This is a genomic window from Mycobacterium sp. 94-17 (genome assembly GCF_035617725.1).
Lineage (GTDB): Bacteria > Actinomycetota > Actinomycetes > Mycobacteriales > Mycobacteriaceae > Mycobacterium.
In genome coordinates this window covers 164,947-177,697 of record NZ_JAPIYN010000011.1, presented here as the reverse complement: position 1 = coordinate 177,697, position 12,751 = coordinate 164,947, and the positions used below count along the sequence as shown (strand labels likewise).

11 protein-coding genes are annotated in these 12,751 nt (G+C 67.7%); 5 read left to right on the top strand and 6 right to left on the bottom strand.

Annotation, left to right across the window (positions count from 1 at the left end):
* Window positions 1-73: 73 nt before the first annotated feature.
* The gene (locus OQ789_RS15050) at window positions 74-937 is read right to left on the bottom strand and encodes an alpha/beta hydrolase (RefSeq protein WP_324686743.1); all 864 of its coding nucleotides are present in this window, start codon (window positions 935-937) and stop codon (window positions 74-76) included.
* A gap of 122 nt (window positions 938-1,059) precedes the next feature.
* Here OQ789_RS15050 and OQ789_RS15045 point away from each other — a divergent pair, with 122 nt between their 5' ends.
* From OQ789_RS15045 to OQ789_RS15035, 3 genes are all read left to right on the top strand, one after another.
* A complete protein-coding gene (locus OQ789_RS15045) occupies window positions 1,060-1,536 on the top strand; it encodes a VOC family protein (RefSeq protein ID WP_324686742.1) in 477 nt (158 codons plus the stop codon).
* Window positions 1,537-1,617: 81 nt separating this feature from the next.
* Window positions 1,618-2,526 carry an alpha/beta fold hydrolase gene (locus OQ789_RS15040; RefSeq protein WP_324686741.1) on the top strand — a complete coding sequence of 303 codons (909 nt, stop codon included), beginning with the start codon at window positions 1,618-1,620 and terminating at the stop codon, window positions 2,524-2,526.
* A gap of 1 nt (window position 2,527) precedes the next feature.
* Window positions 2,528-3,769 carry a WS/DGAT domain-containing protein gene (locus OQ789_RS15035; protein WP_324686740.1) on the top strand — a complete coding sequence of 414 codons (1,242 nt, stop codon included), beginning with the start codon at window positions 2,528-2,530 and terminating at the stop codon, window positions 3,767-3,769.
* Here OQ789_RS15035 and OQ789_RS15030 read toward each other — a convergent pair whose 3' ends face one another.
* Together OQ789_RS15030 and OQ789_RS15025 are read right to left on the bottom strand one after the other, a co-directional pair.
* Window positions 3,770-4,384 (bottom strand): MarR family transcriptional regulator, encoded by a 615-nt coding sequence (locus tag OQ789_RS15030; RefSeq protein ID WP_324686739.1) that lies wholly within the window; start codon window positions 4,382-4,384, stop codon window positions 3,770-3,772.
* Window positions 4,381-5,961, bottom strand: a complete 1,581-nt coding sequence (locus OQ789_RS15025; RefSeq protein ID WP_324686738.1) for a pyruvate, phosphate dikinase — start codon at window positions 5,959-5,961, stop codon at window positions 4,381-4,383. Before OQ789_RS15025 ends, OQ789_RS15030 begins: the two co-directional genes overlap by 4 nt.
* A 221-nt stretch (window positions 5,962-6,182) precedes the next feature.
* On the opposite strand from OQ789_RS15025, the gene OQ789_RS15020 reads away from it, so the two are divergent.
* Window positions 6,183-6,704 carry a DoxX family protein gene (locus OQ789_RS15020; RefSeq protein WP_324686737.1) on the top strand — a complete coding sequence of 174 codons (522 nt, stop codon included), beginning with the start codon at window positions 6,183-6,185 and terminating at the stop codon, window positions 6,702-6,704.
* Here OQ789_RS15020 and OQ789_RS15015 read toward each other — a convergent pair whose 3' ends face one another.
* Both OQ789_RS15015 and OQ789_RS15010 read right to left on the bottom strand, forming a co-directional pair.
* On the bottom strand, window positions 6,705-8,069 hold the full coding sequence (locus OQ789_RS15015; protein ID WP_324686736.1) for a flavin monoamine oxidase family protein: 1,365 nt from the start codon (window positions 8,067-8,069) through the stop codon (window positions 6,705-6,707).
* Window positions 8,070-8,237: 168 nt separating this feature from the next.
* Window positions 8,238-8,450, bottom strand: coding sequence for a hypothetical protein (locus OQ789_RS15010; RefSeq protein WP_324686734.1), 213 nt, complete (start codon window positions 8,448-8,450; stop codon window positions 8,238-8,240).
* A gap of 96 nt (window positions 8,451-8,546) precedes the next feature.
* Here OQ789_RS15010 and OQ789_RS15005 point away from each other — a divergent pair, with 96 nt between their 5' ends.
* Window positions 8,547-10,289, top strand: a complete 1,743-nt coding sequence (locus OQ789_RS15005; protein ID WP_324686732.1) for a DUF3556 domain-containing protein — start codon at window positions 8,547-8,549, stop codon at window positions 10,287-10,289.
* Between the two features lie 39 nt (window positions 10,290-10,328).
* On the opposite strand, the gene metE is transcribed toward OQ789_RS15005, so the two are convergent.
* Window positions 10,329-12,608, bottom strand: a complete 2,280-nt coding sequence (gene metE / locus OQ789_RS15000; protein ID WP_324686731.1) for a 5-methyltetrahydropteroyltriglutamate--homocysteine S-methyltransferase — start codon at window positions 12,606-12,608, stop codon at window positions 10,329-10,331.
* Window positions 12,609-12,751: the final 143 nt, after the last annotated feature.

Below are 12,751 nucleotides of genomic sequence, written 5' to 3'. Positions count from 1 at the left end.
ACACAATCTCGGCGGCATGAGGCGTCGGCACAACCCAGTTTAACAACTACATTGCAATTAATGACTCAGGACACTAGCGGCGATTGACGAACGCGACCACCGCGTCGCTGAACGCGTCGTTGTCGTCGCCGGCCGCGGTGTGCCCGGCGTTGGACAGCTCGACGAACTCGGCGCGCGGCACGGTGGCCAGGAAATGCCGAACGCCCTCTGGGCTCACCACATCGGACAGCTTGCCGCGGATCAGCAGGACGGGGATCGTCAGGCTCTTGGCGGCCTGCTCGAAGCTCTCGGTGCGCAGTTCGGGATCGTCACCGGGCTTGGTCATGAACGCGGGGTCCCAGTGCCAATACCAGCGGCCGTCGCGCAGGCGCAGGTTCTTCTTCAGCCCCTCGGGGCTGCGCGGCTTGCTTCGGTAGGGCAGGTAGGCGGCGACGGCGTCGGCGGCCTGTTCGAGCGAGTCGAAGCCGTCGAGGCCGCTGAACATGAAGTCGCGGATTCGCGCGCTGCCGCCCTTTTCGAATCGGGGGACCACGTCGACGAGCACCAACCGGGTCACCTTAGCGGGACCGGCCCGGTGCGCGGCGAGGATGCCGGTCAGCCCGCCCATGCTGGCGCCGATGATCGTCACGGGCCGGCCGATGGCTTCGAGCACCCGCAGGACGTCGCCCGTCAGCGTCTCGATCTCGTAGTCGGCGTCGGGGGAGCGTGCGCTGTCTCCGTGTCCCCGCGAATCCAGTGCCACCACATGCAGACCCTCATCGGCCAGCGTCTGACCGGTGTTCTTCCAGGAAAACCGGTTCTGGCCGCCGCCGTGCAGCATCAGGATGCTCGGGCGCCCGGCACCGTCAGAGGCGCGGTTCCACTCGTCGGCGACCAGGGTGATCCCGTCGACGCCGGCAAACTCAACCGTCTCGGGGGTGCTGCTGACGGTGCTCATGCGATCTGACGTTACATAGGCCGGTTAAGCACTGTCCCGCGGGTGGACGCAGCGGTGAGTTTTCGTCCGTCGAGGGGTCAGTCAAGGGCAGAGACCAACAAGCCACCAAGGAGGCACCGGACATGCCATCGATCACCCCGTCGTTGTGGTTCGACGACAACCTGGCGGACGCCGCGAAGTTCTACACCTCGGTGTTTCCCAACTCCCACATCGAGGGCCTGAACCAGACCACCGACGCCGGACCGGGCGAACCCGGTACGGTCCTGTCCGGCAGCTTCGTGCTCGACGGCGCCCGGTTCATCGGGATCAATGGCGGACCTCACTTCCACTTCACCGAAGCGGTGTCCTTCACGATCCACTGCAAGGACCAGGACGAGGTCGACTACTACTGGGACCGGCTGGCCGACGGCGGCGAGGAATCGCAATGCGGCTGGCTCAAAGATCGTTTCGGGTTGAGCTGGCAAATCGTCCCGGACCGGCTGTACGAACTGATCGGCGATCCCGATCGCTCGCGGGCCGCGGCGGCGACCAACGCGATGTATGGCATGCGCAAGATCATCATCGCCGATCTGGAACGAGCCGCCACGGCAGCGAAGTGAAAACCCCTGGTGCAGTGACGGTTTGACCCTATATCCACCAGGGTCGGTGCGTCGCGGGGCGCCACGGGCTAGGTTGATCACATGGCTGAACCGGGCTGGATCGATGCGACCGGCTCTGCGGGGGACCTCAAGGCCCTCACCTGGGGGCCGGACGGCGGTCCCATCGCGCTCTGCCTCCACGGTTTTCCCGACACGCCGTACGGCTGGCGCAAGATCGCTCCCCGGCTCGCCGAGGCGGGGTGGCGGGTGGTCGCGCCGTTCATGCGCGGATACGCGCCGTCGTCGATCCCGGTCGACGGCGGCTATCAGGTGGGCGCGTTGATGGACGACGCCCTGCGCGTGCGTTCGGCCGCGGGCGGCACCGAGCACGACGTGATCATCGGCCACGACTGGGGCGCGATCGCCGGCACCGGCCTGGCCGCCATGCCGGACAGTCCCTTCACCAAGGCGGTCATCATGTCGGTGCCGCCGTCGGCGGCGTTTCGGCCGCGCGGCGGCGCCGTGGCCGATCGAGGCAGGCTGGCCGCCCATCTCGCGCGACAGATGTTTCGCAGCTGGTACATCATGTACTTCCAATTGCCTTGGCTACCTGAGCGTTCCGCGTCCTGGGTATTGCCGCTGCTGTGGCGGCGGTGGTCGCCCGGCTATCGCGCCGACGAGGACTTGCGACATGTCGACGCCGCGATCGGGGCGCCGGCGAGCTGGCGCGCGGCGCTCGGACCGTACCGTGCCACCGTCCGCAACACCCGGCCGTCGCCGCGGTATGCCGAGCTGAACCAGTTCTGGACCGAAGCGCCCCTGCTGCCGTCGCTGTACCTGCACGGTCGCGACGACGGTTGCATGACACCGGCTTTCGCGCGCTGGGCCGAAAGGGTGCTGCCCGCGGGCAGCGAGGTCGGCATCGTCGAGCACGCCGGCCACTTCCTGCAACTCGAGCAGCCCGACAAGGTCGCCGACCTGGTGCTCGGATTCATCGGCTCACCCGGCTGACATGGCGGCGGGGCGGATGGCCGCCGTCGACGCGCAGTTCTACTGGATGTCGGCGAAGATCCCCAACGACGAGTTCCTGCTGTACGCGTTCGAGGGCGAGCCGGCCGATTACCCGCGTGCCGTCGAGCAACTCTGCGCGCGGGCCAACGCCGAGCCCGCACTGACGATGCGGGTGTGCGATCGCAGCCGGGTGCGCTACCCGCGCTGGGTGCCGGTGGCCGTCACCCGCGATCAGGTGGCCCGCCACGACCTCGCCGACCAGAGCTGGGACGGTGTGCTGGCGGCAGTCGCCGGCCTGGCGGACGACCAACTGGACATTCGCCGGATGGCCTGGCGGCTGCACGTCTTCACCCCGGTGCGCGGCATCCCCGGCGCCACCGCTCCCGGCGCCGTCGCCGTCCTGCAGGTCGCGCACGCACTGGCCGACGGCGCCCGCTCCGCGGCGATGGCGGCCTGGCTGTTCGGCCGGCCCGAGCCGGTGCCCGCGGTGCGCGCCCCACGGGCCGGCTTTCTGCCCTGGCAAGCCGCGCAGGCGGCCCGCGCTCATCGCCGGCTGGAGCGCGACATCCGCGGCGGCGTGCTGGCGCCCGGCGCGGGGTCGCGCCCGCTGTTGCCGACGAATGCGCGTCCCGAGGGCGCCCGCGCGGTGCGGACGCTGGTGCGGCACCGCTCCGAATTGCCGGGTCCGACGGTTACCGTGAGTGTGCTCAGCGCTGTATCCCGGGCGCTGTCCAATCTGCTCGGTGGACAATGTGATTCGCTGGGAGCCGAGGTGCCGATGGCAAAGATCGGCACTCCGCGGGCACACAACCACTTCGGCAACATCGTGGTGGGGCTATACCCCAACTTGGAGCCGCACGCGCGCGCCGCGCGCATCGCCGCCGACCTTGCCAACGGCCGGCGCCGGTTCGGCCACCCGGCGACTCGGGCCGCCGACCGCGCTTTCGCGGCGGTGCCGGCCGTGCTGTTGCGTTGGGGCATAGCACAATTCGATGCACAGGAGCGAGGGACGCAGGTATCCGGCAACACCGTGGTGTCCAGCGTCAACCGAGGGGCGGCCGATCTGAGCTTCGGCGGCGCCCGGGTGGTGCTCACGTCGGGGTACCCTGCGCTGTCACCGATGATGGGCCTGACGCATGGGGTGCACGGCATCGGAGACACCATCGCCATCAGCGTGCACGCGGCGGCCTCGGCCCTGCCCGATGTGGACGCCTACCTGGAACTGCTCGGCGCGGCCCTCTGACTACTGCCCATCGCCGGACCTGGCCGCTTCCTCGCGGGTCAGCCCGACGGCGACGATCAGCTCTTCGTGCAGCTCGAACCACACCGTGTGGTAGGAGTCGATCAACGGCCGGGTCAGCCAGGTGGTGTCGGCCGCCTTCACTTTGTCCAGTGCCGCAGCCAGTTTCGCCGCGTAGGCGCTCAGCCGTGGCAGATGCGCCGCGGCCGCCTCGATGATCGGTATCACGCGGGCGTGCACACCGTCGAGGCGCGCTAACACCGCGGCGTCGTAGTCGGCGTCGTCGTGGGCGTTCGGGACGCCGTCCGGTCCGCCCTTGAGCTGCCAATCCGTCACCAGGTGTTTGAAATCGGCGTTGACGACGCTGAAGTCGTCGTAGGCGGCGGCCATCGCGGCCGAATCGATGCCCTCGCGCTCTTCGGTGAGCATCACCGCGAGCCTGCCGGCGCCGCTGCCGGTGATCCGCAGTGTCGCGCTTCCGCTCAGCATTCCCTCCGCGGTCAACCGCTCGATGATGGGGACGACGTCGCCGAGGTCCGCACCCAGCGTCGCGGCGAGATCGGCCGGGCTCACCCGGCCTTTGAGCCGAACCGCTTGCAGCACCGCCAATTCGGTCATGGTTCGCGTTCCCCGGCCAGGCGCAGGGCGGTCAGCATCACGGCCAACGGCGTCTCCGAGACGACGTCGGCGTGCCCGCTGTCCAGCATCGTGCGCACGGCGGCCTCGGAGCCGTCGTCCAAGCGGGGGTGCTCGCCCGCAGCGTGTGCGCGCAGCGGGCTGATCCGCCGTGCGATGTCGGCGAGCTCGCGCAGTTCCGGCGTATCGTCTTCGGACCACGCGGACAGGCTCAAATCGCCCTCGCGCACTTCGCCTTCGGCACCGTCGACGGTGATGTGCCTACCGGCCAGGACCGCCGCAACCCCGGGACCGCAGCCCACCACGGCCACCCTGCCCAGTTCGCGGCTGACCACCGCCGCATGGCTGGTGGCGCCGCCGACCTCGGTGACGATGCCCTGCGCGGCCAGCATGCCCGACACGTCCTCCGGGCGGGTGTGATCGCGGACCAGGATCACCCGTTCACCCCGATCGGCGGCGCGCAGCGCCTCGTCGACATCGGTGTACGCCTTGCCCGTTGCCACGCCCGGGCACGCCGGCAGTCCCTTGGCTAAAAGCGGTGCCGTCAAACGCGTTTCGGGCTGCAGCGCGGGTTGCAGGAGGGTCTGGACGTGTGCGGGCGTCACCCGTCGTAACGTCTCCGCGTCATCGATGAGTCCTTCGTGTCGCAGCTGCAGGGCCGAGCGCACCGCCGCCTGCGCCGATCGTTCCGCCGCCCGCGTCTGCAATAGCCACAGCCGGCCGTTCTCCACGGTGAACTCGATCTCCTGGATGTCGGAGTCGAGCCGTTCCAGGCTGCGGGCGGCATCGATCAGTTGGTCGTAGACGGCCGGCTGTTCGTCACGCAGCGCGGCGATGGGTTCGACGTCGACCGATCCCGACACCACGTCGTCGCCCTGACCGCCGGGTAGCCATTCACCGAACGGCTCGTTGTCGCCGGTGATCGGATTGCGGGAAAAGAACGCCCCGGCACCGGAATTGGCGCCGTGGTTGCCGAATGCCATCGCCTGCACGATCACGGCGGTGCCGTGCTTGTCGTCCAACCCGTAGTGCGCGCGGTAGGCGATGGCGCGCGGTGAGTTCCACGAAGCGAACACCGCCTCGATGCCGGCCCGCAATTGGGCGTACGGGTCCAACGGAATCGAGTCTTGTTCGCGAACCCCGACGATGCGCCGGTACATGTCCGAGAACCGCCGCCTGGTGTCACGGGCGAACGCGTGGCCGACGGCCGCCGCCAGCGCCTCCTCGACGTCGTCGTCGATTCCGAGGTCCAGGATGGTGTCCATCATGCCGGGCATCGACTGGGTGGCCCCGGAGCGTACGCTGACCAGCAGGGGATGCGGCCCCCGCCCGAACGTGCGCGAAGTCTGTGCCTCCAGCCAGCCGATCCGGTCGAGTACGTCGTCCCAGACGGCGTCCAAGGCGGCCACGGGATCGGCCAGATACCGCACGCCCACCGCGGTGGTGATGCAGAACGCGGGCGGAACCGGCAGGTTGTGCCTGCGCATCACCTCGATGCCGTGACCCTTGTTGCCCAGCAGTTCGCGCGGGTGACTCGATGTGCCGTCCAGCAACACCACGGAGTGCTCGGAAGGCGCAGACCCAAGGCCGCTTGACGCATAGCGGTGGGCGCCGCTACCTCGTGCGGTGCCAGCCGTGGTGCACCCCCTTTGCGCTGTGATAGCTGATCGGGCCGACGTCGGAACGCCCGTAATATTCCCACACGGACCAGCGGAAAAGACGACGTAGCTGCTCGGTGGCTCTTGTGGTGCCACCCGGCCCATGATCTAGGTTTACAGTCATGACTTCATATGACACGTTCCATGACGTTGGAGTGCTGATCCTGCGGCTGGTATTGGGCGTGACGCTGGCCGCGCACGGCTACAACAAGTTCTTCGGCGGCGGCCGCATCCCGGGCACCGCGCGCTGGTTCGAGAGCATCGGCATGAAGCCCGGCAAATTTCACGCCACCGTGGCGGCGAGCACGGAACTTGCCGCCGGTCTGGGCCTGGCCGCGGGGTTGCTCACCCCGATCCCGGCGGCAGGCTTCGTCTCGCTGATGCTGGTCGCGGCGTGGACGGTGCACCGCGCCAACGGCTTCTTCATCGTCAAGGAGGGTTGGGAATACAACCTGGTGCTGGCGGTCAGCGCCGTGGCCGTGGCGACACTGGGCGCGGGCAAGTTCAGCCTCGATTACCTTGTCTTCGGGAAGAACTGGATGGACGGCTGGCACGGGCTGGTGATCTCGGTGGTGCTCGGCCTGGCCGGGGCCATCGGTCAGCTGGCGATCTTCTACCGCCCGCCGGCCAAGCAAGCCGGGTAACTACGCGACCGCCGCGGTCTCGGCTGCGGCCACCTCTGCCGCGGCGCGTTCGCCCGAGCGGATCGCGCCGTCGACCCACCCGCACATGACGGTCGAGCTTTCGGTACCGGCCCAATGGATGCGCCCACAGGGTTCGCGCAGGGTGTAGCCGAATTCGGTCAGCACGCCGGTGGGGGCGTGGCCGATCATTCCGCCGCCGGAATAGCGGTCCAGCGTCCAGTTCTGTTCGTGGAATTCCAGTGGCGCTTTGGCTTTGGCGCCGAACCGGTCGACAAGTTCGCCGATGATTACCGCCTTGCGCTCGGCCTCGTCGAGGCTCGTCAGCCGCCGCGCCGCGGGGCCCTCGGTGATGACGCACATGATGCCCGGGTTCCCGGTGTCCGTGCAGGCGTCGATGGTCAGCGTGGCCGGGGAGTTCGGCGCGGCGGACTGGCCGGACAGTCCGTCGGCGCGCCAGAACGGCTCGTCGTAAATGATCGAGGTCTTGATGACCGCACCGCTTGGCATGCGCTGGTGCAGCAAGGCTCGGTCCACGGGCAGCATCGGTTCGTAATGGATCGAGGTGGCGATCGCCAACGGGATTGCGACAATGACTCGGCGCGCCCGCACGGTCAGGTCGGCCGCGTCGATTGTCACACCGTCGGTATCCTGAGTGATCTGCCGGACCGGCTGCGAAAGGTGCAGCGCCGCACCCAATTCGGCCACAATCGGGCGGTGCAGCGCCGCCATCCCGCCGACCGGGCGGGCATCCTGAGAGCCGCCCTTGCCCGAAATCGCGAAGGTGAGTCCGCCCGCGGAGGCGGTCTGAAGCAGCCCCCAGAGCAACGAGGTTTCCGACCCCGCCGAGGTATAGAGGCCGGCGAAGGCCATCTCCAGCATCTCGGCCGCCGCTCTGGACATGGTTTTCTTGCGGATCCACTCTCCGATGCTGATTCGGTCCCACACCTGGGCTTTCTTTGCGTCCCAAGGGGCTTCGCGCGGAATCTCTTTGCACATCTTCTCGATGGCGGCCAAACCGAGCCCAAGGTTGGCGACCGCCCACGGACTCACCGTCCACGGGATGGTGCCCCCATAGCGGTGTTTTCTGCCACCGAGGATCATCATGGCGTCGCCGTCGTTGTGCTGCTTGTATTCCGGCACGCCGAACTCGTTCATCAGCGCGTGAATTCGATCCTGGCCCGGACCGATCCACGCGCCGCCGCGATCGATCCACGTCCCGTCGGCGTGGGTCTCGGTGAAGGTGCGGCCGCCGACCCGATCACGCGCCTCCAGCAAGCCGACCGAATGGCCGGCTCGTTTGAGTCGCAAAGCGGCTGTCAGGCCGGCGAATCCAGCTCCGACCACGCAATAATCAACCTCGGACACTGCTGGCTCCTCGACCTCGTCGACCCCCCAGCAGCAAAGTACACCGACGGGGGTGTCGGCGGTGGCCGGTTAACGCGGATTTCCGCCCCGCTTGTGTGCCCGGCCAGCCTGTGGTTGGTAGCGCAGGCGTGCAATACATTGGTGCACAACCTGACCCGCCAACCACCGCTATGCGGGCCCGCCGTGCTGCCACACCAGAGTATGCGGCCCAGTGGTGGTGGGATTGCACCACATCGGTCTGTCGTTGACGTCGCGCGCGATCGCATGCAACACGGTGCACTCGTCACCGGGCGTGGGTGAATCGGCGCGGCCTTCGACGGCCGATGCGATCGCGACCGCGGCGGCAGCCACCGCCAATACCAGCGACCGAGACCTACTCATGATCAGCAACGGTATCGACGTGAAAGACGCCGGCAAAGGTTTATTTGCCCACGGTTGTAGTACGCACCCCGAGAACGGGTTCTAGTCTTTTACACCATGGGATTTCTGAAGCCTGAGCTGCCGCAGCTCGACATGGCCGAATGGAACAAAGGCACCCGTAGCGACAAGATCCGGCCAATGGCCAGGCACTGGGCCGAGGTGGGCTTCGGCACGCCGGTCGTGCTCCATCTGTTCTATGTCGTCAAGATCCTGCTCTACATTCTGGGCGCGTGGCTGTTCGCGTCCGCCACCGACGGCCTCGGCGGGTTCACGCGCGTCGCATCGTGGTGGTCGGAGCCGATCGTGTTCGAGAAGGTCGTGCTCTACACGATGCTCTTCGAGGTGATCGGGCTCGGTTGTGGCTTCGGGCCGTTGAACAACCGGTTCTTCCCGCCCATGGGCTCGATCCTGTACTGGATGCGCTTCGGCACCATCCGTCTGCCACCGTGGCCGGATCGGGTCCCGCTGACCAAGGGCACCAAGCGCAAACCGGTCGACGTCGCGCTGTACGGGCTCTTCCTTCTGATGACGCTGGCGACGCTGTTCTCCGACGGCACCGGACCGATAGCCGAATTGGGCACCACGGTCGGGCTGATACCCGCCTGGAAGATCGTGTTGATCCTGGGGCTGCTGGCGGTGGTCGCGCTGCGCGACAAGGTGATCTTCCTGGCCGCGCGTGGTGAGGTGTACGCGACCATGACGGTGACGTTCCTTTTCGCCGGGCCGGACATGATCGTCGGGTCCAAGGTGGTGTTCTTGGTGATCTGGATGGGCGCCGCGACGTCAAAGCTGAACAAGCACTTCCCGTTCGTGATCTCCACGATGATGTCCAACAACCCGCTGGTGCGGCCCCGCTGGCTGAAACGGCGCTTCTTCGAGCACTTCCCGGACGACCTGCGGCCCGGACGGCCGGCGCGGTGGCTGGCGCACCTGAGCACCGCCATCGAAATGTTGGTGCCGCTACCGCTGTTCTTCTGTCACGGCGGATGGCCCGTCACGATCGCGGCCATCGCGATGGTCTGTTTCCACCTGGGGATCCTGGTCTCGATTCCGATGGGCGTCCCGCTGGAATGGAACGTCTTCATGATCTTCGGTGTGCTGTCGTTGTTCGTCGCGCACACCCACATCGGGCTGCGCGACGTCAGGCACCCCGTGGTGGTCGCGGTCCTCTTCGTCGTCGTCGCGGGAATCGTCGTGCTGGGCAACGTGTTTCCGCGCAAGATCTCGTTCCTGCCGGGAATGCGTTACTACGCCGGGAACTGGGACACCACATTGTGGTGCATCAAGCCCTCGGCCAACGACAAGATCAGCAGGGGCATCGTGGCGATCGCCAGCATGCCGCAGGCCCAGCTGGAGCGGTTCTACGGCAGCCCGGAGGCGGCCCAAATTCCGGTCTACATGGGATATGCGTTCCGCGGCTTCAACACTCACGGGCGGGCGCTGTTCACGCTGGCACACCGCGCCATGGCCGGGCAGAACGAGGACGACTACGTCATCACCGACGGCGAGCGGATCTGCAGCACCGCCATCGGCTGGAACTTCGGCGACGGCCACATGCACAACGAGCAACTGATCGCCGCCCTGCAGCAGCGCTGCCACTTCCAACCGGGCGAGGTCCGCGTGGTTCTGCTCGACGCGCAACCTATTCACAAGCAGACGCAGGCATACCGGTTGGTCGACGCGGCGACGGGCGAATTCGAACGCGGTATCGTGCGCGTCGCCGACATGGTCGTCCGCCAACCGTGGGCCGACGACGTCCCCGTTGAGGTGCTGTCGCAAGAAGGGGCCACGCCAGCGTGACGCTCGGCGCCGAGCGCCACGCTGGCGTGACGTTCGCGGCTAGACCCCGGCGCGGACCTCCTGCGCGGCGGCAACCATGTTCTGCAGCGACGCGGTCACCTCGTCGGTCTTGCGCGTCTTCAGACCGCAGTCGGGGTTGACCCACAACCGCTCGGCGGGAACCGCCCGTAGCGCGTCGCGCAGCGAGGCGGCCATCTCGTCGGCGCTGGGCACCCGCGGTGAGTGGATGTCGTAGACGCCCGGTCCGACGCTGTTGGAGAAGCCGATCGAGTTGAGGTCGTCCAGCACCTCCATGTGCGAGCGGGCCGCCTCGATCGACGTGACATCGGCGTCCAGGTCCGCGATCGCGCCGATCACCTCACCGAACTCCGAGTAGCACAGGTGAGTGTGGATCTGGGTCGAGTCCGCGACACCGGAGGTGGCCAACCGGAACGCGCCGACCGCCCACTGCAGGTACTCGTCCTGATCGGCACGGCGCAGCGGCAGCAGCTCGCGCAGCGCGGGCTCGTCGACCTGGATGATCGAGATCCCGGCATCCTGCAGGTCCACGGTCTCATCGCGAATGGCCAGCGCCACCTGGTTGGCGGTGTCGGCCAGCGGCTGATCGTCGCGGACGAACGACCATGCCAGGATCGTCACCGGGCCGGTCAGCATGCCCTTCACCGGCTTGTCGGTCAGCGACTGCGCGTACTTGGCCCACTCCACCGTCATTGGGTGCTGGCGAATCACGTCACCGTAGAGCACCGGCGGTCGCACGCAGCGGCTGCCGTAGGACTGCACCCAGCCGTTCTTGGTGGCGAAGAAGCCGTCCAGCTGCTCGGCGAAGTACTGCACCATGTCGTTGCGCTCCGGCTCGCCGTGCACCAGCACGTCGATGCCGAGGTTTTCCTGCAACGTGATGACGTCGGCGATTTCCTGTTTCATCCGACGGTCGTACTCGGCCTCGTCAATCTCGCCGGCGACCAGCGCGGCGCGGGCCTTGCGGATCTCGACGGTCTGCGGGAAAGAGCCGATCGTGGTGGTCGGCAGCGGCGGCAGGTGCAGCCGCTCGTCCTGGCTCGCGCGGCGCCGGCCCGGGTCACCGCGGCGCGAACCCGACTTGACGATCTCGGCAATCCGGGCGCGGACCTCGTCGTTGTGCAGCCGCGGATCCTTCTTGCGGGAGGCGACGGCAGCGTTGGATGCCTCGATCTCTTTGGCGACGGTTTCGCGGCCCTCGTTGAGTGCCCGGGCGAGCGTCACCACCTCGGCAACCTTCTCCTGGCCGAACGCCAGCCAACTGCGCAGCGCGTCGTCGAGGTCGGTCTCCGGTTCCAGCGAGTACGGCACGTGCAGCGTGGAGCACGAGGTCGAGACCGCGACGTTGGCGGCCGAACCCAGCAGGCTCGCCAGCTTGCTCAGCGCCGCCTGCAGGTCGGTGCGCCAGATGTTGCGTCCGTCGACGACGCCGGCGACCAGCGTCTTGCCGGCCAGCTCGGGCACTGCCGCGATGGCGGTGCCGGCGCCGTAGACCAGGTCGACGCCGATCGCCTCGACGGGCGTGCGGGCCAGCCCGGCCAGCGATGCGCCCGGGTCACCAAAATAGGTGGCGACATAGATGGCCGGCCGATTGCTGACCGAGCCCAGCTTGTTGTAGACCGCCTCGGCCAGCGCCGGCGCGTCGGGAGAGATGTCGGTGACCAACGCCGGCTCGTCGATCTGCACCCACTGCGCGCCTCCAACGGACGGGTCGGCGAGCAGCGACAGCAGCTCGGTGTAGATGGGGACCAGTTCCTCGAGCCGCCCGATCGGCGCGCCGCCCCCGTCGACACCCTTGGAGAGCAACAGGAACGTGACCGGACCGATGATCACCGGGCGGGCCGGAACACCCTGTCCAAGTGCCTCTTTCAGCTCGGATAGCACCTTGTCCGGGTTCAGCGAGAACGTGGTCGAGGGCCCGATCTCGGGGACGATGTAGTGGTAGTTGGTGTCAAACCACTTGGTCATCTCCAGCGGCGCGACGTCGGCGTTGCCGCGCGCGGCGGCGAAGTAGCGGTCCAGGTCGTCGGCGACCTGCGCCGCCCGCGCCGGAAGGGCGCCGAGCATGACCGCGGTGTCGAGCACCTGGTCGTAGTAGGAGAAGGTGTTCACCGGCACCGAGTCCAGCCCGGCGTCGGCCAGGCCCTTCCAGGTGTCCCGGCGCAACGTGGCGGCGACGTTTTCCAGATCGGCACGGCTGGTGCGCCCGGCCCAATAGCCCTCGGTGGCGCGTTTGAGTTCGCGACGCGGGCCGATCCGGGGCGAGCCGGTAACGGTTGCGGTGAATGGTTGAGCGGTCACTTGCGGTCCTTCAATCGAGTGTGTAGTCACCACCCGCGGACGCGCAGCCGATCCCGTCGCGGCGGCAACATGCGAAATGCATTAACCGCAACGGCTCCGGCCAAACGCCCATTCCACGAGGCGATGAGCCGCCGGACGCGGCG

Bases quoted from the DNA above. Each gene is read 5' to 3' on its own strand.
- OQ789_RS15050 (WP_324686743.1), bottom strand. From the start codon at position 937: ATGAGCACCGTCAGCAGCACCCCCGAGACGGTTGAGTTTGCCGGCGTC.
- OQ789_RS15045 (WP_324686742.1), top strand. From the start codon at position 1,060: ATGCCATCGATCACCCCGTCGTTGTGGTTCGACGACAACCTGGCGGAC.
- OQ789_RS15040 (WP_324686741.1), top strand. From the start codon at position 1,618: ATGGCTGAACCGGGCTGGATCGATGCGACCGGCTCTGCGGGGGACCTC.
- OQ789_RS15035 (WP_324686740.1), top strand. From the start codon at position 2,528: ATGGCGGCGGGGCGGATGGCCGCCGTCGACGCGCAGTTCTACTGGATG.
- OQ789_RS15030 (WP_324686739.1), bottom strand. From the start codon at position 4,384: ATGACCGAATTGGCGGTGCTGCAAGCGGTTCGGCTCAAAGGCCGGGTG.
- OQ789_RS15020 (WP_324686737.1), top strand. From the start codon at position 6,183: ATGACTTCATATGACACGTTCCATGACGTTGGAGTGCTGATCCTGCGG.
- OQ789_RS15010 (WP_324686734.1), bottom strand. From the start codon at position 8,450: ATGAGTAGGTCTCGGTCGCTGGTATTGGCGGTGGCTGCCGCCGCGGTC.
- OQ789_RS15005 (WP_324686732.1), top strand. From the start codon at position 8,547: ATGGGATTTCTGAAGCCTGAGCTGCCGCAGCTCGACATGGCCGAATGG.